This is a genomic window from Streptomyces sp. A18 (assembly GCF_059026065.1).
On sequence record NZ_JBWLKL010000042.1, the window covers coordinates 25024 to 48790 of the forward strand.

22 protein-coding genes and 1 pseudogene are annotated in these 23767 nt (G+C 69.6%); 13 read left to right on the plus strand and 10 right to left on the minus strand.

Features of this window, described 5'->3' with window-relative positions; all coding sequences use genetic code 11:
* Nucleotides 1-337 precede the first annotated feature (337 nt).
* From AC5P1C_RS37060 to AC5P1C_RS37070, 3 genes are all read right to left on the minus strand, one after another.
* Nucleotides 338-676 (minus strand): thioredoxin family protein, encoded by a 339-nt coding sequence (locus AC5P1C_RS37060; RefSeq protein WP_493870363.1) that lies wholly within the window; start codon nucleotides 674-676, stop codon nucleotides 338-340.
* A 187-nt stretch (nucleotides 677-863) separates the two neighbouring features.
* Nucleotides 864-1031: a hypothetical protein gene (locus tag AC5P1C_RS37065; protein WP_493870364.1), complete on the minus strand. Its 168-nt coding sequence runs from the start codon at nucleotides 1029-1031 to the stop codon at nucleotides 864-866.
* A 204-nt stretch (nucleotides 1032-1235) separates the two neighbouring features.
* Entirely contained in the window at nucleotides 1236-2375 is a 1140-nt protein-coding gene (locus AC5P1C_RS37070) for a PucR family transcriptional regulator (protein WP_493870365.1), read from the minus strand.
* An 87-nt stretch (nucleotides 2376-2462) separates the two neighbouring features.
* Here AC5P1C_RS37070 and AC5P1C_RS37075 point away from each other — a divergent pair, with 87 nt between their 5' ends.
* From AC5P1C_RS37075 to AC5P1C_RS37085, 3 genes are all read left to right on the plus strand, one after another.
* The gene (locus AC5P1C_RS37075) at nucleotides 2463-3518 is read left to right on the plus strand and encodes a ferredoxin reductase (RefSeq protein WP_493870366.1); all 1056 of its coding nucleotides are present in this window, start codon (nucleotides 2463-2465) and stop codon (nucleotides 3516-3518) included.
* A 7-nt stretch (nucleotides 3519-3525) separates the two neighbouring features.
* A complete protein-coding gene (locus tag AC5P1C_RS37080) occupies nucleotides 3526-4644 on the plus strand; it encodes a fatty acid desaturase family protein (protein WP_493870367.1) in 1119 nt (372 codons plus the stop codon).
* Between the two features lie 390 nt (nucleotides 4645-5034).
* Nucleotides 5035-5319 carry a hypothetical protein gene (locus AC5P1C_RS37085; RefSeq protein WP_493870368.1) on the plus strand — a complete coding sequence of 95 codons (285 nt, stop codon included), beginning with the start codon at nucleotides 5035-5037 and terminating at the stop codon, nucleotides 5317-5319.
* 209 nt (nucleotides 5320-5528) lie between these two features.
* Here AC5P1C_RS37085 and AC5P1C_RS37090 read toward each other — a convergent pair.
* The 3 genes and pseudogenes from AC5P1C_RS37090 to AC5P1C_RS37100 form a co-directional block, all read right to left on the minus strand.
* Nucleotides 5529-6008, minus strand: a pseudogene (locus tag AC5P1C_RS37090) (transposase); the annotation flags it as partial.
* A 126-nt stretch (nucleotides 6009-6134) separates the two neighbouring features.
* Entirely contained in the window at nucleotides 6135-6335 is a 201-nt protein-coding gene (locus tag AC5P1C_RS37095; RefSeq protein ID WP_493870369.1) for a helix-turn-helix domain-containing protein, read from the minus strand.
* Between the two features lie 57 nt (nucleotides 6336-6392).
* Nucleotides 6393-6875: a MerR family transcriptional regulator gene (locus AC5P1C_RS37100; protein ID WP_493870370.1), complete on the minus strand. Its 483-nt coding sequence runs from the start codon at nucleotides 6873-6875 to the stop codon at nucleotides 6393-6395.
* Nucleotides 6876-7054: 179 nt separating this feature from the next.
* Here AC5P1C_RS37100 and AC5P1C_RS37105 point away from each other — a divergent pair, with 179 nt between their 5' ends.
* Together AC5P1C_RS37105 and AC5P1C_RS37110 are read left to right on the plus strand one after the other, a co-directional pair.
* Nucleotides 7055-7978, plus strand: a complete 924-nt coding sequence (locus tag AC5P1C_RS37105) for an alpha/beta hydrolase family protein (RefSeq protein WP_493870371.1) — start codon at nucleotides 7055-7057, stop codon at nucleotides 7976-7978.
* A gap of 37 nt (nucleotides 7979-8015) precedes the next feature.
* On the plus strand, nucleotides 8016-8168 hold the full coding sequence (locus tag AC5P1C_RS37110) for a hypothetical protein (protein ID WP_493870372.1): 153 nt from the start codon (nucleotides 8016-8018) through the stop codon (nucleotides 8166-8168).
* A 482-nt stretch (nucleotides 8169-8650) separates the two neighbouring features.
* On the opposite strand, the gene AC5P1C_RS37115 is transcribed toward AC5P1C_RS37110, so the two are convergent.
* Together AC5P1C_RS37115 and AC5P1C_RS37120 are read right to left on the minus strand one after the other, a co-directional pair.
* Nucleotides 8651-9193: a hypothetical protein gene (locus AC5P1C_RS37115; RefSeq protein WP_493870373.1), complete on the minus strand. Its 543-nt coding sequence runs from the start codon at nucleotides 9191-9193 to the stop codon at nucleotides 8651-8653.
* Between the two features lie 193 nt (nucleotides 9194-9386).
* Nucleotides 9387-10451: a methyltransferase gene (locus AC5P1C_RS37120; protein WP_493870374.1), complete on the minus strand. Its 1065-nt coding sequence runs from the start codon at nucleotides 10449-10451 to the stop codon at nucleotides 9387-9389.
* Nucleotides 10452-10638: 187 nt separating this feature from the next.
* On the opposite strand from AC5P1C_RS37120, the gene AC5P1C_RS37125 reads away from it, so the two are divergent.
* The 3 genes from AC5P1C_RS37125 (at nucleotide 10639) to AC5P1C_RS37135 (ending at nucleotide 12990) form a co-directional block, all read left to right on the plus strand.
* Entirely contained in the window at nucleotides 10639-11199 is a 561-nt protein-coding gene (locus tag AC5P1C_RS37125) for an EXLDI protein (protein WP_493870375.1), read from the plus strand.
* Nucleotides 11200-11268: 69 nt separating this feature from the next.
* Nucleotides 11269-12222, plus strand: a complete 954-nt coding sequence (locus AC5P1C_RS37130) for an ATP-binding cassette domain-containing protein (protein WP_493870376.1) — start codon at nucleotides 11269-11271, stop codon at nucleotides 12220-12222.
* Nucleotides 12223-12234: 12 nt separating this feature from the next.
* Nucleotides 12235-12990, plus strand: coding sequence for an ABC transporter permease (locus tag AC5P1C_RS37135; protein ID WP_493870377.1), 756 nt, complete (start codon nucleotides 12235-12237; stop codon nucleotides 12988-12990).
* An 11-nt stretch (nucleotides 12991-13001) separates the two neighbouring features.
* Here the strand turns inward: AC5P1C_RS37135 and AC5P1C_RS37140 are convergent, their stop codons facing one another.
* Both AC5P1C_RS37140 and AC5P1C_RS37145 read right to left on the minus strand, forming a co-directional pair.
* Nucleotides 13002-14321 carry an iron-containing alcohol dehydrogenase gene (locus AC5P1C_RS37140; protein WP_493870378.1) on the minus strand — a complete coding sequence of 440 codons (1320 nt, stop codon included), beginning with the start codon at nucleotides 14319-14321 and terminating at the stop codon, nucleotides 13002-13004.
* Nucleotides 14308-14943 carry a LuxR C-terminal-related transcriptional regulator gene (locus tag AC5P1C_RS37145; protein ID WP_493870379.1) on the minus strand — a complete coding sequence of 212 codons (636 nt, stop codon included), beginning with the start codon at nucleotides 14941-14943 and terminating at the stop codon, nucleotides 14308-14310. The genes AC5P1C_RS37140 and AC5P1C_RS37145 overlap by 14 nt, the downstream gene beginning before the upstream one ends.
* A 523-nt stretch (nucleotides 14944-15466) precedes the next feature.
* On the opposite strand from AC5P1C_RS37145, the gene AC5P1C_RS37150 reads away from it, so the two are divergent.
* The 5 genes from AC5P1C_RS37150 to AC5P1C_RS37170 all read left to right on the plus strand — a co-directional run bounded on the left by AC5P1C_RS37150 (nucleotide 15467) and on the right by AC5P1C_RS37170 (nucleotide 23759).
* Nucleotides 15467-15652, plus strand: coding sequence for a thiomuracin/GE37468 family thiazolyl RiPP peptide (locus AC5P1C_RS37150; RefSeq protein WP_399396755.1), 186 nt, complete (start codon nucleotides 15467-15469; stop codon nucleotides 15650-15652).
* Between the two features lie 91 nt (nucleotides 15653-15743).
* The gene (locus AC5P1C_RS37155) at nucleotides 15744-17816 is read left to right on the plus strand and encodes a hypothetical protein (protein ID WP_493870380.1); all 2073 of its coding nucleotides are present in this window, start codon (nucleotides 15744-15746) and stop codon (nucleotides 17814-17816) included.
* Nucleotides 17813-19669 (plus strand): TOMM precursor leader peptide-binding protein, encoded by a 1857-nt coding sequence (locus AC5P1C_RS37160; protein WP_493870381.1) that lies wholly within the window; start codon nucleotides 17813-17815, stop codon nucleotides 19667-19669. The genes AC5P1C_RS37155 and AC5P1C_RS37160 overlap by 4 nt, the downstream gene beginning before the upstream one ends.
* The gene (locus AC5P1C_RS37165) at nucleotides 19666-21177 is read left to right on the plus strand and encodes a nitroreductase family protein (RefSeq protein WP_493870382.1); all 1512 of its coding nucleotides are present in this window, start codon (nucleotides 19666-19668) and stop codon (nucleotides 21175-21177) included. The genes AC5P1C_RS37160 and AC5P1C_RS37165 overlap by 4 nt, the downstream gene beginning before the upstream one ends.
* The gene (locus AC5P1C_RS37170; protein WP_493870383.1) at nucleotides 21174-23759 is read left to right on the plus strand and encodes a lantibiotic dehydratase family protein; all 2586 of its coding nucleotides are present in this window, start codon (nucleotides 21174-21176) and stop codon (nucleotides 23757-23759) included. Before AC5P1C_RS37165 ends, AC5P1C_RS37170 begins: the two co-directional genes overlap by 4 nt.
* The last annotated feature ends 8 nt before the right edge of the window (nucleotides 23760-23767 follow it).

Sequence of the window (23767 nt, forward strand, 5' to 3'; positions counted from 1 at the left end):
ACGAGCGGATAGCAGGGATCCGGGCGGCCTGCGGCTGGATCGACCACGCCGTCGGTACCGGAGACGTGGGCATGTGACTTCCTGTGGCCATCAGTCTGGATTCGTATGGCCGCTCACCTGGACTCGCCATGGCCACTCTCAGTCCCGGCGGCGCCACCACTCGTACGCTGCGCGGTCGTCCGCCGTCGCATCCCGCCAATTGCACTCCTCGCGCGCAAACCATAGAAGTCGAAGAACGCACGCAGATCACGAGCGTGGGCAGCCTGCGTGTCTCAGGCGGCGCAACTCCCATGTACGAGACGTGACGGGCGTCGCGGCCACGTGCCGCAGCGGCCGCTTAAAGGTGACCGTCCAAGAACCCCCGTACCTCGGTGATGGTCATAAGCCCCGTGCCGTGCGCCACCGCCTCTCCCCCCTTCAGCAGGACGTAGGACGGGGCTCCGGTGATCCCGTATCGCTCGGTTACGGCCGGACAACGCGTGATGTCGGTGCGGACGGCCGTCAGGCGGCCCGTGTACTCGTCGGCGATGCCACCCACGACGAGGTCCATCACCCGGCAAGGCGCGATTGCCTTGGGCCATGTCCCGGTGAAGTATGCGAGGACCGGAACTCCGCTCATCCCGAGGATGAAATCGAACTCCGCGTCCTCACGGGGTTGGTGAACCCGCTTCGCCATGGAAGCTCCTGATCTCACGTTCCGTCATTCCGCCCCCATCATCCCTCGCGCGGTGTGCCAGGCCGGCCCGGTCGGTCGTTTGATTGGCCTGTCGGAACGGAGGCACGGGGCCGTCGCGGAACCACGGTGATCCCCGGCGCGAGCGGCCCGGCCCCACCCTGGCGACCCGGCCCGGCCGCCCCACCGGTCACCCCAGCTGCAGCCCGCCGCGCGCCCGCGGGTCAGCTCGTGCCAGGACAGCGCCCTCCACGACGACGTAGAAGCTGTGCTCCAGGGCATAGCGGGCAAGATCACTGACCAGATGTCCGATGAGCGCGTCGACGAGCGGGCCCGTACGCAGCGTCCACCGGATCAAGTCGAGCCGTATCCGACACCGCTTCTCAGGGACAGCGCCCCTGACGGGCTTCCCGAGGCCGTGGCTGGTCTTCACATCAACCCCCGGTCTCAGCTGGCACATAGCACTCTCCGCCGGGGCCGCATGAGCCAACTGATGGCACCGAGAACGAGACACGATTCCTGGACCGCTCGCGGACGCCATCGTGGAGGGTCGAAGTACGCGTCAGCTGCCCCGAAGGCCGACCGCCAGCGTCAGTTCAAGGACCCGGTGTGGCGACGAGAGATCCGGAAACAGCTCCCGCAGCTGCGACATCCGGTACCGGACCGTCTGGGGATGGACGAACAACGCCGCCGCCACCTCCTCCCGCCTGCCCTGGTGCAGCAGCCACTCCCGCAACGTCTCCTCCAGCCGCCGCGCGGTCGCGACAGGCAAGGTCCGCAAAGGCGCGAGGGCTCGGGCACGCAGGTCTGCGAACGCCTCCGCGTCGGCGCTCAGCACCAGCTCGGGCAGGTGGTCCTCCGTGTCGCGGATATCAGGGGAGAGCGAGTGCGCGCGCACGGCTCGTGCGTACGAGGCAGACGCACGAGTCCATGGCCGGGCCGGGCCGACCACGGCGGCGCGGTCGGTCAGCTGCCTCAAGACATGTGATCGGTCGGCATCGGGGACGAGGAGCACACCAGTGGCGTCCGGCAGATCGTCAAGGACGAGCGTGCTCGGGTCGAGCGTGCGGTAGGCAGGCCGGGCCTGGGCGGCGGGCAGCAGGACCGCGGTCAGTGAGACCGGAGGCTGCCACCCGGCCCGTTGAACAGAGGCCCGCAGCACGTCCGGGCTCGCGTCGGCGAGGAGGTCGCGGGCCAGGTGTTCCAGGTGGCGCTCGTGGGCCCTGCCCCGGGCGGCCAGTTCGTCGGCGTGGCCCGCGGCGCTCGCGGCGGAGAGCTCGTCGATGTAGGCGAAGGTCAGCTCGGCGAACTTGGCGACCTCGGCGGCGGGCAGACCTGCGGGTACGGCACCCGCTGCCAGGCATCGCCAGGCCACGCGGGCGCCGACACGGTAGGCGCTGAGCAGGGCGTCCATCGAACGGCCGTCACGCACCTCGCCGCGGCCCAGCTCGTAGGCTGCGTCACCGGCGTCGCCGCCCGTGGCGTTCCCGCTCGCTAGGTCCAGGTAGTGACCCAGGGCGGTGCGGACGGCTCGGCGGATGGTGCCGCCCATGCGGCCCGAAAGGGCGTTGGCGTAGGGAGGGACCTCGTCGATGATCGCCTGGACGACCTCGTCGGCGGTGGTCTTCAGTGCGGCCCGAAGTGCGGTGACCGTCGTCTCGTCCAGGGCCAGTTCGCTGGCCCTCTGGATTGCATGGCTCACGTTTTTGTTCCCTGCGAACAATTCAGTCGACCAGATTTACGTCCTGTGGTCAGGACTTTACGCCCTGAGGCGCATCAAGCTGAAGCCATGACGAGTACAGCCCTCCGCAGCAGGGCCTGGAAACTGCTGGAGATGGTCACGACGCCGCTGCTGCCGTCGGACTACCTCGACCTGGTCAGCCCGCTGCGTCCGGGCGCTGACCTGCGTGGGCGCATCGAGGCCGTGCACCCCGAGACGGGTGACGCCGCGACCATCGTGATCAGGCCGGGACGGGGCTGGCGCGGCCACACAGCCGGACAGTACGTGCGGATCGGGGTCGACGTCGACGGGGTGCGCCTGTGGCGTGCCTACTCGGTCACCTCGCCGACCAGCCGCCAGGACGGCCGCATCACGATCACCGTGAAGGCGATCCCGGACGGCAAGGTCAGCAACCACCTGGTCCGCAGGGCCACACCGGGCACGCTCATCCAGCTCGACCAGCCGACCGGTGACTTCGTGCTGCCCAAGGCCAAGCCCGCCAAGGTGCTCTACCTGACGGCCGGCAGCGGCATCACACCCGTGATGGGCATGCTGCGCGACAGAGAGTTCGACGACGCCGTGATGGTCCACTGCGCGCCACAGCCGCAAGACGTGATCTTCCGCAGCGAACTGCACGACCTGGTCGCGGACAAGAAGCTGCGGCTAACCGAGGTGCACACCGACACGGACGGCATGCTCGACATCGCCCGTCTTGAGGAACTCGTGCCCGACTGGGCCGAGCGCGAGACCTGGGCTTGCGGGCCCGCGGGCCTGCTCGACGCCATCGAAGAGCACTGGAGTGAGCACGGCGTCCAAGAGCGCCTGCACACCGAACGCTTCCGCCCCAGCATCGTCGTCGCCGGTGACGGCGGCGAGGTCACGTTCAGCACCACCGGCAAGACCGTCGACGCGGACGGCGCCACGCCGTTGCTGGACATCGGCGAGGAGGCCGGCGTGCTCATGCCCTCCGGGTGCCGCATGGGCATCTGCTTCGGCTGCGTCACGCCGCTCAAGGCGGGCGCCGTCCGTGACCTGCGCACCGGTGAGATCACCGAGGCCGAGCCGGGCGTCCTCATCCAGACCTGCGTGTCCGCCGCGGCGGGCCCCTGCGACATCGAACGGTAGGAGCACCTTGACCGCCATCGACCCCACCGCCCACCTGACCGCAGAGCAGATCGAGGAGCTCGGCCGCGAGCTGGACGCGATCCGCGACGAGGTGATCGCCGGCCGCGGCGAGAAGGACGCCGCCTACATCCGTAAGGTCATCTCGGCGCAGCGCAAGCTCGAGCTGGTCAGCAGAGGCGTGCTGCTGTTCTCGATCTTCCCTCCCGCGTGGCTGATCGGCACCGCCGGTCTGTCCGTGGCGAAGATCATGGACAACATGGAGATCGGCCACAACATCCTGCACGGCCAGTGGGACTGGATGCGGGACCCGAAGATCCACTCCACCACCTGGGAATGGGATCACGTCTCGCCGTCCGAGCAGTGGAAGCACTCGCACAACGAGCTGCACCACACGTACACCAACGTGATCGGCAAGGACAACGACCTCGGCTACGGCATCATGCGCGTCGACGAGGACCAGAAGTGGCACCCGTTCCACCTCGGCCAGCCGCTGTGGAACTTCATCAACGCCTGCTTCTTCGAGTACGGCATCGCAGCGTACGACCTGGAGCTCGGCAAGAACCTGCCCAAGCACCGCCGCAAGAACCCGGAGTTCCGCGCACGGGCCAGGGCCGTGCGCCGCAAGATCCGCAAGCAGGTGCTCAAGGACTACGTGATCCACCCGCTGCTTTCGGGCCCGTCGTTCCTCCCCACGCTCGCCGCCACGTTCACCGCGAACCTGGTCCGCAACCTCTGGACCCACTCGGTGATCATGTGCGGGCACTTCCCCGAGGGCGTGCAGGTCTTCGAGCGCCGGTCGATCAAGGGCGAGACGCGCGGCCAGTGGTACCTGCGCCAGATGATGGGCTCGGCGAACATCAGCGGCAGCAAGGCCATGCACTTCATGACCGGCAACCTGTCGCACCAGATCGAACACCACCTGTTCCCGGACCTGCCGAGCAACCGGTACGCCGAGGTCGCGGTGAAGGTGCGCGCGCTGTTCGAAAAGTACGAGCTGGAGTACGTCACCGGGCCGCTGCCCAAGCAAGTGTTCTCCGCGTGGCACAAAGTCTTCCGGCTCTCGCTGCCGAACAAGAAGCCCAAGGTCAAGACGCCGGACCGCGAGCAGGAGCTCGTCGCGGCCTGATTCCCGTATTGGTTCAGATCTTTCGGGTCACACCGGGGGCACCGCCGGGTTCGGTGAGACTTTTTGCGGACGATGGGCGGCCGCGGCGTCAGCCCGTACGACACGGCGTCCGGGTAGCCCGATGTCCGGCTGGGCTGCCTTCTCGGCTTCCCCGCCGGGCAGGCCGGGTGGAAGGCATGGGCTGTGAGGGATATTTCCGCCTTCGCCGACGGCTTCAGCTGATCGGCGAGGGCCGAATCCCCGCCCGTATCGTGCTTGACCCTATTGCTTGCGGATGCCATCGATGGCTTGCGGATGCCACCGATGGACGCGCGTGCTGTCCTGGCCATGGGGCAGCGGCCACCACCCGACAGCCCTCTCACCCCCTCATCACACAAGGAGCCCGCCGCCATGGCTATCTTCATGCACGTTTCCCTCCCCGGCGTCACCACCGACCAGTACGACACCCTCAACGCCAAGCTCCAGGAAACGCCCGAGATTTTCGACGGCTGTATCGCCCACGTCTGCGTCCCGAGCAGCGACGGCCTGGACATCTACGACCTCTGGGAGTCCGAGCAGCACATGCAGACGTTCAGCGAGAAGATCATGCCCATCGCCGAATCAGCCGGCTTGTCCGGTCCCGGAGGACAGCCCGAAGCATCTTCCGTGCACAACTACTGGATCCCGGGAGCCTAGGTGCCTGTTTACATTCCTGACCTGTGATTTTGCGTAGGGCAGGAATCCTCCTGGGAGCAGAGCCTCCGGGCGATATGCCGTAACTCCACCAAGCGCTCGCAGGACACACCCCCAAAAAAGTGAGCGTGGATCATGCAGGCGGCGCAGCCCCGGCCACCGAGGTCCTCGGAGGGCGGTGGTGGCGTGCCTTGTGGCCCCGGAGCGCGATCTCAAGGTCCTCCAGCAGCGCCTTCTGCTGTCACACGGCGGGCCGCGTCCAGTCGCCGCCAGCAGATGAGCACGCACCCAAGGACGAGCAGGGCTTCGTGAATGTCGTCCCGGGTCTCCCAGCGGATCCGCAGACGGCAGAACCCGTACAGGTGGGCGAACGCCCGCTCCACGAACCGGCGTTGGGCACCGAGCCCGGAGCCATGCTCGGTGCCCCGCCGGGCAATCAGCGGCCTTACACCCAGCGCGCGGGCGAGGCGGCGGCACTTGTCATGGTCGTAACCTCGGGCCCCGAGCACCACGTCGGGGCGGCGCCGGGGCCGGCCACGCTGGCCCCGCACCGGCGGTACTGCTTCGAGTAGCGGGACGAGCTGGGCAACGTCGTTGCGATTGCCGCCGGTCAGGGCGACGGCGAGCGGGATCCCGGTGGCATCTGTGATCAGATGATGCTTGCTGCCGGTTCTGCCCCGGTCGACAGGACTTCGGTATCGGCACGAGCGGGACCGCTCTGAAGCGCTCACGCCCATACGTGGGAAACAGGCGGGTCACCATGACTGGGCCAAGCGCGCGATGGGTCCACTGACTGTCGACGGCGGGGCGTGCCGAGGTCACCGTGGCCACAATGGCCAGATGCACTTCGGGACCGTAGCGGCGCGGGCGCCCCGGCGCCGGGGACGGTCCTCCAGAGCTGCGAGTCCTTCAGCGGTAAACCGCTTACGCCAGCGGCGCACGGTGTCCAGGTGCAGTCGGAGCATGCGGGCGATGCGTTCGCGGTGCCACGTGCGCAGTGCAGGGCGACATGCGCTCACTGCACCCGCCGCACCGGCGTTCGCGAGCTCGCCAATTCTCGTAACAACGCGAGCTGGTCACTGCTCCAGAGCATCGCGAAGGGACTGGACGACGTCATCCCCACCTTCCCGAGCTTCTTGATCTCCACGGAGGGTAGCGTCGCTGACCTGCGACGGAGCGGTCGATGCCGGGCCGGGTCGGCAGGGGGTACCGGTGTCCATGGATGCGGAGGCGCTGGCGATGACCGAGTCGAGCCTGTCCCGGGTGTGCGTGAGATCGACGATGTGCTGGTCGATGTGACCGCGCTCCACAGCCAGGCGGTCGAGGAGTTCGGGTGTGGCCTTGCCGTCGATGACGCATGGCGTGAGCTCAGCGATGGTCTTGCTCGACAGGCCGGCGGTGAACAGCTCCCGGACCAGGAGAATCCGGGCAACCGCGGTTTCCGGGTAGTGGCGCTGGCCGGTCTTGCTGCGCTCGGCCGTGAGCAGGTTCTGCTCCTCGTAGTACCGCAGGGCCCGGGTGCTGACGCCTGTGCGGCGGGCGAGTTCCCCAATGCGCATTCCAAGCTCCATGTGATCTACGCCACAACGACTTGCCTTTGACGTCAACGTCAAGTTTTAGCGTAGCTGACATGACCCCCAGGGTTTTCGCCCGATACGTCACGGATCAACGCCGGACGCATCCTCAACCTCAAGATCACCTGACCCGCACTCGCATCGCACCGGAAAGAAGCACACACGTGACCACCCACCAGACGACCGGCCCCACCCCGACCGTGACGGTCAAGCCGATCGCGCTGCCCGCCCCCCAGCGCGGCCAGGACCTGCACGTACGCGTTTCCGCACCGCTCACTGGCACACGCCTGCCGATCGTGCTCTTCGCACACGGGTTCGGGTCCGACCTGGACGGCTACGCACCACTGGTCGACCACTGGGCCTCTCATGGGTTCGTGGTGATCCAAGCCACGCATCTCGACTCCAAGCGGGTCGCCATCGCCGCGGATGACTCCCGCAGGCCCCACCTGTGGCGCTACCGCGTGCAGGACATGAAGCGCATCCTGGATGAGCTCAAGCCACTGGAGGCATCCGTGCCCGGCCTGTCCGGCCGGGTCGACCACAGCCGCATCGTCGCAGCGGGCCACTCCTTCGGAGGCCAGACCGCCGGCATCCTGGTAGGTCTGCGCGTCACCGACCCCCAGACCGGCACCGCCGACGACCTGTCCGACTCCCGGGTCATGGCCAGCGTCCAGCTGGCCACGGCCGGCGAGGGCGGCGACGAACTGACCCCTTTCGCCCACGAGAACCTTCCCTGGCTCCGCGACCAGGACTTCTCCCACATCACCGCCCCCGGACTGGTGGTCGCCGGCGACAAGGACGATCTCCCGCTCACCACCCGAGGACCCGCCTGGACAAGCGACCCCTACACCCTCAGCCGCGGCAACAAGAGCCTGCTCACCGTCTACGGCGGCGAGCACTTCCTCGGCGGCATCTCCGGCTACCGGGCAGCAGAGACCACCGACGAGGACCCCAGCCGCGTCGCCCTCGTCCAGCAGGTCACCCTCGCCTACCTACGCCACATCACCGGCATCGACCACACCGACTGGCAGATGGCCCGATCCGTCCTCGCTGACGCCCACGCGCTGGGGCGACTGGACAGCAAGTGACCCTCGGCGGTTGAAATACACACCCAGGCACTAGTTCATGATGCGCCGCATCATGATGGCTCAGCTCCAGGACGACCTTGAAGAGGTAACCGAGCAGCTGCAGCGCCTGGGCCTCAACCTCCCCGACGACGACGTCCACGCATACATCTCCGGGCCAGCCGTGATCATCGACGCCATCGCGCTGCACTGAAGAGCACCACAGCTCACGCACTCGCGCAGCATGGGCATCACGCTCCGGCCGGGCGATCCCCCGTCGGCCGACGAGTTCCGCGCCGGCCGTCATGGACGGCAGCGAGCACCTCCTCACCGGGCGGTCGCCGGTCCGGTCCCAGGTAGCAAATCCCCTCCCCCTCGGGAGGCCTCCCTGTGTCTCTGCCGATCGGGTGCCGGCGGCTCGTCACCGTGCGCCAGCCGTACCGCTCGTCCCACACCAGCGCCGACACCGGGGCATGGAAGGACAGCACCACCGCCGCTGCGATCGCATCGTCGGCCACGTGCACCATGGCGACGTCCTGCTCCAAGTCCTCTCACAGCTCGTATGTCCGCGAGCGGGGGCTTCTTGATCATTGCGGGTCAGCCCTTAGCTAACGCGCTGGTCATCTTGGCGGACAACACGGCGCATCTGGCGATCAACGCCGCCGCCCTGAAGTGGTGGGGGTTGCGATGACGCGGTCAGCGGTTGAGCCGGGCCACCAGCACACGGTTCGCGGCGCGGGCCACTTCGAGGTCCTCGTCCCGTTCCGCGAGTTCGCCGCGAAGATCGAGAACCTGCTGTTCCAACTCGGTGGTGCGTCGTGTGAGCGTCTCGACATCGGCTGGGGCGCCGAGGCCGGAGGCCTCCCAAGCCGTCTGGCCCAGGGTTTCGGACAGACGCCGTTCGATTCGGGTGATGTGCGCGAACAGTCGCCCGTTGCGGGCGGTGAGGTTCGCGACGTCGGCCAGCCGCGACTCGCGGCTGACGTGCGTTCCGGTGGTCGTCCCGGGCGAGGGCTGGCCCGCGCGGCTGATCTGAAACGTCCGTGTGACGATGCGGGTCCCTACTCGTGTCTCCCACCACGCCTGCGCAGCCCGCCCCCATCGCCGCCACAGTGCCCAACGCGGCCGTGATGACAGCCGGGTCGCGCACGAGTACTTACAGGGAGCAGCCATGATCGGGCTTCCTTCCGGGGGTTGACGATCTCCATCAAACCCGGGGCGGTTCACTCCGGTGGACACCAGGACACCAATGATCAGCGGGAAGCATCCGATGACAACCGGGCCACGGCGACGGTCGACTCCCTACCCGCACGTCCTGCTCGGAGCCGTCGGAGCCGGCTGACGGTGTGCTTTCGGGCAATCTTCATACGTTGACCGCCACTTGGTCCACGGATGCGTCCGTCCGCGGACCAAGCCGGAGCGGGGCGGGGCGTCAGCGTGCCTTCGGGCGGGCCACGATCAGGTTCCAGGGAAACAGGCCGGGGGCGAAGGCTGTCTCGACCAGTTCGACGGTGAACCCCGCGGCGTCGAGGAGCGCTTCGAACTCCGTACGGACGCGGAGACGGCCGCCCCAGAGCGTCCAGGCCGAGAAGCTGACGATGGCCTCGTAGCCTTCGACGGCTCGGCCCGCGTCCGCCGCGTCCCGGCCGAACCAGTCCACGACCAGCAGTCGGCCCTCCGGCGCCATCGCGCTGTGCAGGTTGTCCAGGAGGCGGGCGACCTTCCCGTCCGGCCAGTCGACCAGGATGCTCTTGATCATGTAGAGGTCGGCACCGGCCGGGACGGACTCCAGGAAACTGCCGCCGGTGAACTCGATCCGGTTCACCACATCGGGGTCTGCTTCGTCGTGCAGCGAGGACCTGGCCATGTCGATCACGTGGGGCATGTCGAACAAGACGCCCTGCGCCTTGGGCGCCGCCTCCAGGACACGGCCCAGGAGGGTGCCCCGGCCGCCGCCGACGTCCATGATGCGTGGGTACGCGGTGAAGTCATGTGCTTCCACGAGTGCGTTGACGCAGTTCGTGGTGGTTTCCGACATCACCTTCTCGAAAGCCGCGCCCTCTTCGAGGTGTTCGCCATAGTAGTCGTAGACGTGTCGCCCTGTGATGTCTCCGCCGGAGCGGCCGGTCAGAACCACCTCGTCCATCTGCTCGTAGGCGCGGTTCACTCCGGGTCCCGCCGCGTACAGGACGTGCGCCGCAACCCCCGAGTCGGAGCGCAGGAGGCGGCCGCGCTCGGTCAGCGCGTACTGCCCCTCCTCGCTCCGGGTCACTAACGACTGCGCCGTACAGGCGTCGAGGAAGGATGTCAGGGCGCCTGGGTGCGCGCCGAGGGTCTGCGTGAGGTCCGCCGCGTTCCGGGGCCCGTCGGTGAGATGGTCGGCGATGCGCAGCTTCGCGAAGGCGCGCATCATCTGTGCCGCGAAGGGAGCGCTGTACAGCAGGTTCAGCATGGCCGCCTCGGCGGCCGGGGGCGTGTCCGAGGTGCTCTGCGTCATGGGGTCCCCGATCGGTCGCTGCCCGAACCACCCTGGGGAATCGGGCATTTCGACGCACGCTACGGGCCCCGCGACAGGGGTGACAAGAGGGACGAAGGAACCCGGAAGGCGATCTGAGAAGGGGAGTTGAACCTCGGACGCCCTGCGGCTAGCGTATGCGTATACCTGTAAGTATAGGAGAGAGACCGTGCCCAACAGGACCATCTACGTGGGTGAGAGCGATGTCGCGCTCTTCCGGCGCGCCCAGGAGCTGACCGGCGGAAACCTCTCGGCCGCGATCACCCGCGCGCTGCAGCGCTTCGTCGAGATCGAGGAGGCCCACCGGGAGGGCTTCGACGAGGTCGAAGTACGCGTGGGCAGCGAGGGGGTCTACCACCGCAAACGGTTCGTGGCCCGGCGGATCGCGCAGAGCAAACGGCCCGCTTCCGAGGGCCACCGGGGCGAGTGGATCGCCGTCTATCACACCAGGAAAGGCAGGTTCGCCGTGCACCGCAAGCAGTTCGACGAGGCGCCGAAGGCCGAGCACACGCCGTGGGGCGACCCTGAGGATCCCCGCTACACGATCGAGTACTGGAACAGCGTGACGGAGTTCGACAACGAGCCGGGCTGGGACCTCTCGGGCAGCGCCGAGATGAGCCTCGACGTGTACGAGCACCCCGACGAACTCAAGGCCGCCCTCCCCGACGATCTCGCGCACGCCGTGGAGGCCAACTCCCAGCAGCAGCCCGTGGAAGAGCTCGACATCTGACGCGCACCCGCACGGGGGCCCCGGGGAAGGACAAGCGAAGAACAAGCGAAGGACACGGGAAGGACAGGCGTGGCAGCCATCGAGGCAGAGCGGCTCACCCGGAGCTTTCGGCGCCGGGGCAGGGCGGTTGAGGCGGTGCGGGGCATCGACCTGCACGTGGCCGAGGGGGAGATCTTCGGGTTCCTCGGCCCCAACGGAGCAGGCAAGACCACGACGGTGCGCATGCTCGCGACACTCCTCTCACCCGACTCCGGACGAGTCAGCGTTGCGGGATGCGAACTGCCGGGACGGATCGGGCAGGCGCGCCGACTGATCGGCTACGTCGGGCAGTCCGGAGGCGCCGACGAGGGAATGCCCGTGCTCGACAACCTGATCCTCCAGGCCCGGCTGAACCGCCTGGACAAGGTCGCGGCGCGCGGTGCCGCCGAACGGACTCTGAACGCACTGGGGTTGCTCGACCTGACCGACCGGCTGCCGCGCACCCTGTCCGGCGGGCAGCGCCGCCGGGTTGCCCTGGCACTTGGCCTGGTGCACCAGCCCGCGGTCCTCTTCCTGGACGAGCCGACCCTCGGCCTGGATCCGGCGGCCCGCGCGGCCCTCTGGGAGGAGATCCGCGCACTGCGGGTGGCGGGCACCACGGTTTTCCTGACCACACACTATCTGGAAGAAGCCGACGCCCTCTGCGACCGGGTGGGCATCATCGACCGGGGTCGCATCGTCTCCTCGGGGACCCCGGCGGAACTCAAGCGAGGCATCAGCGGGGACACGGTCACCATCGCCGTCGACGAGCATGGCGGCGACCGCGTCAAGAACGCGCTGGAGGGGCTTTCCTTCATTCGGGAGGTCCGGGAGACCGCGAGGGCCGTGCGTGTGTACGTCGACAACGGCGCCGACGCGATCCCCGCCGTGGTGCGCGCCCTGGACGCACGTGGAGTCCGCGCGGTCTCCATCGGTCTGGAGTCGGCAAGCCTCGACGACGTATTCCTCAAGCACACCGGCTCCTCTCTGCGACGTGGACCCTAGGGAGGGACCCTCGTGCTACGTGACACCGGACTCGTCTTCACCTATCAGACCCGGCGGCTGCTGCGCTCGCCCGTCGTCATGGTGGTGGGCATCATGCAGCCGCTGCTGTGGCTGCTGCTCTTCGGCCCACTCGTGAAGGGGCTGCCCTCCCCCGGCCTCGGCGGGGACGGCCCTTCGGCAGCCTTCGACCTGTTCGCCCCTGGCCTGTTGGTGATGCTGGCCCTGTACGGATCGCTCTACACCGGCTTCGAGTTGATATCCGAGTGGAAGGCCGGGGTGGTCGAACGCCTGGTGGTGTCGCCCATGCGGCCCGCCGCGCTCATCCTGGGCAAGGCGCTGCGGGACGTCCTGGCGATCGGCGTCCAGGGTGTCGTGCTGATCCTGGTCGCCTTCGCGATGGGACTCGACGCCGAACTGCTCGGTCTGCCCGCGGTGTTCGGCCTGCTGGCCGTGGTGGTCGTGATGACGTCCACGTTCTCCTACGCGGTCGCGCTCGTCCTGCGCGACGAGAACCTGATGTCCCAGACCATGGGGTTCCTCAGCCTGCCCCTGCTGCTTCTCTCGGGTGTGGTGCTGCCGCTCACCCTGGCACCTGACTGGCTGCGCCACATTGCCCAGGCCAACCCCTTCTACCACGTGGTCATGGCCTCCCGGTCGGCGATGGCGGGGGACTACAGCGACGCCTCGCTGCCCATCGCACTCCTTGCCTGCACCACGCTGACCGTACTGGCACTTCGCTGGACGGTGGGCTCGCTGCGCCGGATCTGACAGACGGTCGCTCAGCGCACCGAAGCGGACTCCGCCTCGTACAGCGCCGCCGCGTACAGCGCCGCCGCGTCCTGGGCCGTGAGCCCGGTCAGAGCACGGGGCCACGAGGAGACGACCGCATGCCCCAGATCGGCGGGGTCGGCATCCCAGGGTGGGGCCGAGGCGACGCCCCAGCGCCGCAGCAGGCGTGCGGCGGCCTCCCGGAAGTCCGCAGGCCTGTTCCCCGCAGCGGCAGCTTCGGGGAACAGGCGCTGTGCCACCTGTCGCGCGCGATCGCCGTCCGCCCAGGCACACCGGCCGGGCGCGGCGATGGCGCGTTCCAGGTAGGCGGGGAAAAGCCGGGCGAGCGCCGTGTTCTTGGCCGTTCCGGTGACGGTGGCGGCGGTGTCGGCGAAGTACCAGAGCAGGAAGGCGAATGGGGATGCGCCGACGCGTGGCCACACTTCGTGCGAGGCGGCACTGATCGTCGCAAGACGAAGACGCAGGGCCGCCTTGCCCTCGTACGCGGTCGGGTCATACGCGGCACAGGCGTACGCGGACGGGGCACACGCGGAACAGGCGTACGCAGACCGCTCGGCCGCCCCCTGCCCGGCATCGCGCTGTGACGGCGGCGGCGCGAGCAGCGCGTCCGCTGTGTGCCGCACCAGCACTGCGGCCTCCAGGAGCCATGCGGACGACGAGGCGCCCATCGGATGCGGGCCCAGCAGCGGGCCGATGAGTCGCAGCAGGATTTCCATCGCGCCGGCCGCAAGCAGTGGCGCGGGCAGGGTTCCCGTCAGACACGGGTCGAGGACCGCGCCCTCGGGCCGCAACATCGCCGAGCAGACGAGCCGTGAACGCCGCCCGCCGATGGCCAGGCGCGCGACTCCGCTCGTCTCCGAGCCGGTACCGAAGGTCGTGGGGAGCGCGATCAGCGCGGGAGCCGGGCGGTACCCACGCGTCAGGAGTGCGAGCCCAGAGGGCGGCCCCAGCGCGTAGCGCGGCACGCTGCCCGCTGCCAGTGCGACGGCGAGCTTCGCGGTGTCCATGGCCGCACCGCCGCCGACCACAGCGACCGTGCGCGTCCCCCGGCGGGCGATCTCTCGTGCGACGCGCCAAGGTGCCTCAGCGCCCTCGTATGCGGGGAGCGGAAGGGCCCTACGTCCCAGGTGTGAGGCGGCGGAGCAGGCTGCGGGGTCGTAGAGGACGAGCGCTCCGTCCGCCGCCAGCCGGGCCAGTTCCGCCTGGGCCCGCTCCGCCCCGACGCACAGGCGGCGTGGACCGGCCGACTGCCACGGCAGGGCCGGCGTGCAGAGCAAGGAGGGGGCTGGGGAGGAGTCAGGCGCGCGCATGGCGACGCTGCTCGGGAGATCCGTTCTGGGCGAAGAGTGCGGAGCGCTGCTTGACGGAGAGCTTGCGAAGCACCGAGGCCACGTGGTTCTTCACCGTGTTGGTACTGATCGAAAGAGTGCGTGCTATCTGACCGTTGGTACATCGCTCGGACAACAGCCACAGTACTTCTTGCTCGCGCGCGGTCAGCGTGTGTGAATCGACCCAGGGAATCGACGCTTCCTCCTGCGGACCGATCAGCCATTCCCTGGAGCCGCACAGCGTCGATTGCACTGCCGCGGCTAATCGGCCCGGTAGTTCATTGGCATGAACCAGGCTGTCGATTTCCGCGAGATGGGAGAGCAGGACATGGCGCGGTGAGGAAATCTCACAGAAGGCGAGCACTGGAGGAGCCACATCGCGGCATTTGATCTCCCGGCACATCGCGAGGCCGACGTTCAGCGATGGCTGAGTGGGATCGGTGATGACGAGATCGACATCTCCCTTGCCCACCAGCGCCTGCACTTCCTCCGGATCACGTGCGTCAGTGAAGTGATCGAACTCGAAGAAGTCGGTGGATTTCACCAGCGCCGTGATGACACCGAGGCTACTGACCGGAGACAGACCATGGATGACGATACTCATTCACTCCCCCGTTGACGTGCTCCGCTGCTCGAACCATCGAATGTCACCGGCGCGTTGTGGTGGCGGCAGGCGAACGAGGCGTCAGACGGCCGGGACGGGTGACGGTCGTGCTGCCGCCGATCCCACAACGCGGCCGGATCTCTGCCTCATCGCCGCGGTCGGTCGGCGACACGTTCGACGGCGCACCGGTTCCAACTCTTCCTGCGGCCACGGCATCCGTGTCGTCGGCAGCGGAACGGCTACTGCTCGCAACGGCCACGGAACAACCTCCGTGAAGGTACAACCCCACTACACCACCCTACCCACACAGCGGGGCGGATTCGACAGCCCTTCTTGCCAATTTCCGGCACTCGCCATGGGCGCTTTCCGATCTCTGGTCACCCTTCCGCCTAGTCCATCGAGAACTACTTCGGACTAGTCCGGTAGGCGGGTGGTTGACCCTTGACGCGTGATGTCATCGTCCCCGAACGTGCGACAGAGTCGGGATGTTCCAACCCTGAATATGCGGAAGGGAGGCGCAAAAATGGAGAAGAGTATCCCGGGTACGCCGGAGCATTCGTCTCTGGACCTGAGTGACCTCGACGTGGAGAGCTTCGAATTCTCTGCGGACTCCGAGGGCGGTCTTGAGTCGCTGCGTATGGGCCACGGCCTGACCGAAGTCGGCGCATCGTGTTGCTGCTCCACGTCATCGTGCAGCTGCTCGACCTGACGGAACGACGCGGCCGACCCGCCACTGTGTGGGTCGGCCGTTTCCGACACGATCCGGCCGGCGTTCGCCCGGCAGCGGCTGAAAGGGAAGCATGCAGAGTCCTACGGCCCCGCGAACCCCGCCTTCCTCGGTGTGGGGAGACAGCTCACGGCCCCGGCTGCGCACCGACGCCTTGTGGGTCCCGCACGAAGACGGCGCGTTCCTGCTGTGCAACGCCTCGTCCCTGACCATCCGGGGCAAGTCGTCGTACGAGCTGGTGGACAGGATCGCTCCACATCTCGATGGGACCGTGGAGGTGGGCCGACTCGTCTCAGGGCTGGCGCCCTCTGTCGCCGAGCAGGTCCGGGGGCTGCTGCAGCGCCTGGCCGAAGCCAGATTCGTACGCGATGCGGGCCACGACCGTCCGCACGGGCTCACGGATGGTGAACTGCGCGACTATTCGGGCGAGTTGGCGTTCATCGAGTACTTCCGCGACTCCCCTGCGGCGCGCTACGAGGTGTTTCGAGAGACCCCTGTGCTGTGCGTGGGATCGGGGCTGGTCCTGGAGGGCTTGGTGTGCGCCTTGCTCCAGCTCGGCAACCGTCGTGTGACGACGCTCCTTTCGGGCCCTTCGACGTCGACGGTCGAACTCGAGGCTGCCCTCAAACCCGCCCTGGCGACAGCACGAGAGCGGGATCCGGGGATCACCGTCCGCACGGCACGGCTCCCGGCCGTCGGCGGCGTGGCCACGGAAGGCGGGGGCGCGGACGCCGAGTTGGCGAGCCTGCTGGGTGCGAACGAGATCGTGCTGCACTTCGGCGACGACTTCGACCCGCATCTCGCGCACCGGATCGACGCCACGAGCCGCCGGGCCGGGAAGAGGGTCCTGTACGGGGCCGTTCACGAGGACCACGTATGGCTCGGGCCGCTGTGCGAGCCGGACGCGGTTGTGCGCGCTTCCGACCTGTGGGCCAGGGCGGGCGTGACCGGGGCCGGGCGTCGCAGCGTGTTCCTCGCGGAACCCACTGCCCGGATCGTCGCGGCGCAACTGGCCTTCGCCGCGTTCAAGGAGATCACCGGGGTACCGGCCGACGACTTCAGGGAGCACGCGGTACGCGTCGATCTGGCGACCCTCGTCAGCGACGAGGTGAACCTGCGCGCGCTGGCCCTGCTCCCGACGGATCCCGCGGCCGAGGCACCCACGGCGGCCGCCGGCTGGGCCGCCGCGCTGCCGCCTCCGGCTGCCGAGAGTGCCCTGGCCTCCCGGGAGTTGAGCCGCTTGGTGGATGCGCGGGACGGGATGATCAGGGACGTGGACGAGGGAATGCTCACTCAGATCCCGCTGCACCGCTGCCGTGCCACGGTCGCGCTGCCGGACGAGGAGCCAGGCGGCACATCGGACGCCGAACGCCTCGTCGCGGTGGAGGGGGACGGGCCCGATCTGCTGTCCGCACGGGTCGCTGCGGTCCTCGCGGCAGCGGAGGCAGCGGGGTGGGCGGCCCTGGCAGCGCAGGAATCGGTGCAAGCCGTCGACCTCGTCACCGGCGAGGCGGTGGCCCTTCCGGCCGGTCGCCTCGCCTCCTGGCAGGACAACTCCACGCCGATCGCCCTGGCTTCGGCGACGGCCCGCGACGAGGCCATGGCGTGCGCGCTCGGCCGCCTCGCCGTACGGCTGCTCCGCGCAGCAGCACCCGCCCCGGGCGCGCCGTGTGCCGCGGACGGCCCCGAAGTGCCGCGCCTGCACAGCATCCTGGAGGCGGCCGGACACCGTCCCGCGCTGAGCACCGTGTGCGACCTCGGAGGATGGGCGGTAGTGCGGGCCGACTGCGGCGATGGCACGGTGGGTGTCGGCAGCGCATCCGACGCGGCTGCCGCCGGTACGGACGCGCTGTACGACGCGGTACGGGCGCTCCAGGAGGACATTTTCCGGGAGCCGTTACGGCCCGCGCCCATCGACCTCACGCTTGATGACCCGCACTTCACGGCGCCCACCGCATCCGCAGCCCCCACAGGGCCGGCGGCGGCCGCCGCGTCCCGCGCCGCGCAGTGGCTGCGGGACTGGCTGCCGCCCACGACACGGCTGCTCGCCCTGGCTCCGACGCCGCACCCGGCCCTGCGTGCCGTCGGGCGCACACACTGCGCCGCGGTCGTCCTGTCACCCGCTCCGGGCGAGGAGACGCGGTGACGGCGACCCGGCAGCGGACGAGCCCGATGATCCATGAGCTGGCCGGTCCGCCCAGTGATCAGGAGGTCCGGCGCATCGAGGCGCGGACGGCGGCGGGCACCACCGTCATCCCGCTGTGGTGGGAGCCGGGCCACATCGTGGTGGGCCCCGTCCTGGCACCGGGCCGGACGGGCTGTCTGCGCTGCTTCGTCACCCGGCGCACGGGCTGCCGCCCCGAGGCGTACCCCCGGATCGCGGACCGTGTGCGTGACGGCTCCGTGTGCTTCGCGGACCGCCACGCCCTCCTGCCCGCCCTGAGCCACGCCCTCGCCGAGCAGTGCCTGTCCCTCGACTCCCGCGAACTCCCTCCACACCGGGCGTTCCTCACGCTCGGTCTGAGCGATCTCACCGTGACACCCGGGCGCTTCCTGCCGGACCCGCTGTGCCCGGTCTGCTCGGACCTGCCCGACGACGCGCCGCCCCCGGCAGACGAATACGACATGCCGCTGCCCAAGAAGGCTCCCGCGAACTACCGCGGCAGCGACCTGCTGGCGTCCTCGGACCGGCTGCGCACCCTGTACGTGGACGAGAACGCCGGTCTCGTACGCAGGCTGCGGCGCAGCGCCCACGGGCTGTTCCCCTCCGCCACCGCGCCGACCGGGCTGCGGGTGACCACCTCCCAGGAGATCGGCTTCGGCCGGCAGACCACCTACCTGGCTGCCGAGATGACCGCGCTGACCGAGGGGCTCGAACGGTCGGCGGGCGTGCAGCCGAGCGGCCGCCGCACCGTGGTGCACGGCAGCTGGGCGCAGTTGCGCGCGGACGCCGTCGATCCCCGGCGCTTCGGGCTGCACGATCCCGAGCAGTACCTGATCGAGGGCTTCCCCTTCCAGGAGTTCGGCGAAGACCTCGAACTGTCGTGGGTCTGGGCCCGGTCCCTCGGCGAGGACCGCGCCGTACTCGTACCGGAGTGTCTCGCCTACTACGAGCCGCTCTACCGGCCGACACCGCGGCCCGCTCTCGCGTACGAGATCTCCAATGGCTGTGCGCTGGGCGCGAACCTGCCGGAGGCCGCGCTGTACGGGCTCTTCGAGATCGCCGAGCGCGACGCCTTCCTGCTGACGTGGTACAGCCGGATCGCCCCCGTCGAGGTCGTCCTCGACCCGCGCCGGGACTCCGAGCTGGCGCTGATGGTGGAGCGCATCGAGTGGCTGAGCGGCTACCGCATCCGGCTCTATGACATCACCACCGACCTAGGTGTTCCGGCCGTGTGGGTCCTCGCGGTGGACGAGCGGGAGCGAGCGGGCCAGCCACGGGCCCTGTGTGCGGGCGGCGCACATCTGGACCTGCACAAGGCGTTCCGTTCCGCACTGCTCGAACTGGCGCCCTTCACCGCAGAGTTCCCGCCCGCGTACCGCTCCCACCGGCACCTCATCGCCGGGATGCTGCAAGACCCGGGCAAGGTGCGGCACATGGAGGACCACCGCATGCTGTACTGCGCGCCGGAAGCCTTCGACCGTCTTGAGTTCCTGCTCAGCCCCCGGGCGCGGGTCTCCCTGGCCCAGGCTCAGGCCATGCACCTCCCGCCCGACCGGCACACCGATCTGCGCGAGGACCTCGCCGATGTCACACGGCGCGTCACCGACGCCGGACTCGACGTGCTGGTGGTCGACCAGACCAATGCCGACCAGCGACTCGGCGGGTTCCGCTGCGCCAAGGTGCTCGTCCCGGGGGCCATCCCGATGACCTTCGGCCACTGGGCACGGCGGCTGAACGGGCTCGACCGGCTGCTGCACGCCCCGGTGGCCCTGGGCCGATGCGCGGCACCGCTGAGCCGGGACGACCTCAATCCGCATCCGCATCCGTTCCCGTGAGCACCGAGCCGATCACAGGCGCCGCCGAGCGGTATGCGGAGCTGACCTTCGACCGCATGCCGTCGGCAGTGCCCCGCGGGTTGCCCGCCGAACCGCCGCCGTGGGTCAGGGTGCCCCACGCCATCGAGTGGGTGCGGCGGCTGCCGCCGGTGGTGCGCACCCCGTTGGTCGACTGGACGCCGTCACCCGCCCAGGCACGTGGTCCGGGGGCAGGTGCGGCGCTTGACCTCCCGGCGCTCGCCGCGCTGCTGTCGCTGGGCGCCGGCGTCTCCTGCGTGGAGTTCGGGCCCCAGTCCTCGTGGCGCCACCACCGTGTCGCCCCGTCGGCGCGCTGCGTCTTCCCCTGTTCGGTCTGGGTCATCGGGCAGGGAGACGATGACAACGATCCGGACATCGCCCGCTACCACCCCGAGCACCAGCACCTGCGCAGCCAGACCCCGTTCAGGCACAGCCGCTGGACCAGGATCCGGTGCGCAGTGACCGCGGCGCCCGGTACGACCGGTGCGCACTACGGCGACTACGCCTATCGGCTGGTCTGCCAAGAGGCCGGGCTACTGACCGGCGCACTGCTCCTGGCCGCCCGATCCTTGGGGCTGCGGGCGGCGCCGGACCTAGCTCATCGCCCGTACGCGATCGAGCGGTTGCTGTCGCTCGACGGGCAGCATGAGTGCGCGTTCACGCTGATCGAGCTGACCGGAACGGTGACCGAGGCAATCTTCCCGGCACCGGACCTTCCGGCACCTGCCGTACGGCGCCCCTGCGCGGCCCTCACTGAGCTGGGTGTCCTCTCCTCGGCGGCGCACCGCGCGTTCGCCGGTGCGCCGCCCCGCCGGAGCCCGGCGGGTGACACCGACCCCTCGGAGCCCGACTCCCCCTCCCCCTCGCGGCCCCCCTGGCAACGCTTGCGCACCTCCCGGGACTCCGGCGACCCGGGGTTCGTCCCCGCCCCCCACCCCATCGACGCCGGGACCCTGCGTCGTCTGTGCACCGCCGCCCTCACCACCGCCTTTCCCGGCCTGTGGCATGGACTGCCACAACCCACGCTGCTCGTCGCACGGCGCGCGGTAACCGGCGCTGAGCCCGGTCTGTTCCGCCATGACCAGCCCGCCCACCACGTGGCGCGACCACCCCTACCGCCGCCAGCTACCCACCAGCTCCTCCCGAGCAGGTCCCTCGACTCCTTTCTCCGGCGCTGCCAGATGGTGGCGTCGACCAACGCGCACCAAGCCCCGGCGACCCTGTTCATCGTGGCCGACCTCGACGACTGGCTCCGGCACGACGCGGCGCGTGCCTACACCGAACTGCACCTGCGCACCGGGGAGGCCGCACTGCGCCTGCTGATGGCCGCGAGCGCGGCGGGCCTGGTGGCGCGCGTGCACAACGGGTTCCTCACCGGGCCCGTACGCGACGTGTGCGGGCCTGGCCGCTGGGTCGCCCCGTTCGCCGTACTCCTGAGCCACCGGCGCCCCTCGGCGCGGTACCGCTTCGCCCTGGAAGGAGGAGTGTGACGAGCACCGTGAAAGGACTCGTGAACGCTTTGGGCACGTCCCCGTCGGACACACCCAGGTGCACGGCCTACGTCGTGCGCGTCCCCGCGTTCCCTGCCGGGACGGTGGACGCGCTGCGCTCCCCCTGCGCCGCCACCGGACTACGGCGGTGCCGGGACTCGGACAACGCGGTACGGCTCCAGGCCGCGCGCTGCTCGGACATCCTGTACGACGCGGTCGCCGCCCTCCCTCCGGGCCGCGATCGCAGCGCTCTCCTCGATCTGCGCCGCTCCCTGCACAACGGACGCGCCGCGCGTGCCCGGCGCCTCGCGGAGAAGCTCGTCCCCCTGCTGCCGCCTGCGGCGCAGCAGGCCGTGCGGGAATGGGACCGGCTCCTGGTGGAGGCCGAGCTCATACGCCGGTCGACCGAGGAGACGTGGAACAGCGAGATGGACCGCAGCGGGGCCGCCGCTGTGCGCACCGCGCTGCTGCCCGCGATCAGCCTCGAACTGCGCCGCTCCGACTCACCGTTGATCGCGGCGCTGGAGCGGGCGGAGGCCGACCTTCGGCGGGGAGAGGCACCGGACATGGACACGGCTCTGAGCGCGTACACCTTCGTGATGCGCGCGTGTCTCAAGAGCACACCCCGGGGAAGCCTCAGCGCCTGGGCGCACGGAGTGCTCCTGGACGATCCCGCCTCGGGCATGCCCGGCCCGGTGCACTCCACCGATCGCTGGGAGGGCGAACTCCGCCCGCGCGTGCACCACTCCGAACTCAACGCCTTCATCACCCTGACTCTTCTGCGCCAGCTCTCCCCGGACACCCGCCTGGTGATCAATCCGAGCGTGGTCGAGTCCGAAGGCGCCTTCTACGCGATCACCCCGAACTGCGATGCCGTACGACGTATCCGCACCGCCCCCGTGCTGCGCAAGCTGATCGACGCCTGGCCGCCCGAGGGGCGACGCGCCGCCGACGCTGCCCGAGCTCTCTTCGAGGTGACGGGATCCGGCCCGGCCCACGCAGAGCGGACCCTCACCCGTCTCGTCGACGCGGCCCTGCTCGTCAACGCCGACGCGACGCCGCTCCACCACCCGGCCCCGCTCCGCGCGGCGGCACGGCACGCAGGCGTCCGCAAGGACGCCGCCGCCATCCTCACCGAGGTAGCGGACGCCGCCGACGCTCTGACCGGCCCGGAAGCCGACACAGCCGCCCCGGCTCTGGCCCGTACCCTCAACTCCCTCAGCCACCGCCTGTCCTGGCCCTCCCACGCCCTGCGCTACGGCGCCCCCGCCTACGCCGACACCGTCCTGACGGCCGGACGGCTCACCCTCGACGCGGCGACGTGGGCGCCCCTGCGCGACTCGCTGCGCACCGTCGCTGGCTGGATAGGCCACGCGGACCCCTGGTCGGCGCCGCGCAGGCGCGCCGAGGCCCATCTGGCCGAGGTGTTCGGCCCTCACCGCCCGGTTCCGCTGGCCGTCGCACTCCATGAGCTGGCCCGCGCCGCGGGCAGCGGCGTACCCGGCATGGAAGAACTGTGGAGCGACGAGTTCCGGCTGCCTCCCGCCAACGATCCGGGGCTGGTGGGCCTGCGCCGGCTGCTGACCTCCTCGCCGGTGACCGACGGGGTGCTGCGGATCGACACCCTCCCCCGGGCGCCCGCCCGCCCCGACAGCCTCACCACCCGACTCGCCTTCTACGGACACCCCGTACGACAGGAGGGACGGCCCCGGTTCGTCGTGAACTCCGTGGAGGACGGCTGCGGCCGGGCCGACGCGCACATCCAGAGGATCCTGGACCGCATCGGCCTGAACACCGAGCAGCGCCACGCCTGGCCGGACAGCCTGCCCATGCCCCTGCGCGACACCGTGGACGTGGAAATCGGCGCGGTCGCGGACAGCAACGTCAACCTGAGAGTGCTCGGCGCGCTGCCGGAACTGGCGGTCGCTCAAGGGACGTCCGCACGAGCCCCCTCCACCGGCGGGGAGCGGATCGACGCACGGGAGTGCCGCGTCGTCCTGGGCGAGGGGCGGATGGCCCTCGCCTACCGGGGCAGGCGGCTGCGCGTCGTACCGCGCGGACGTATGGCCGACTTCCACTATCCACCCGTACTGCGCCTGCTCCTGCGCCTGTTCGGCCCGCCACCCGAACACCGCGTGCAGCCCGTCATCGCTCCCGAGGGCCAGCTCACCGATGCGGGGTGCAGGCTGGTGCCGAGGGTGGAGCTGGGCGGTGTCGTGCTGCTGCGGCGCACCGTCATCGTCGAGTCGGACCAGGTGCCCCGACGCGCCACGGGAGAGAGCCTGTTCGGCTACGCCGAGCGCATCGACGCCTGGCGACGCGACTGTTCCATTCCCGCCTGGTCATATCTGCGCGCCGTCAGCGGATCCGGCGACGACAAGCACCGCAAGCCCATGCCCATCGATCTGAACTCGCCGCTCGGCATGGTCCAGATCGACCGCATGACGCGCCGCGAAGCGCGGCGCCTCCTCTTCCAGGAAGCGCTGCCGGACGCGGCGCACGCGCCCGTGGCGGACGACGGCAGACGATGGCTCGCCGAGGTGGTGTGGGAGGTAACCCCCAGAAATGACGGACATGGCTGACGTGGCGG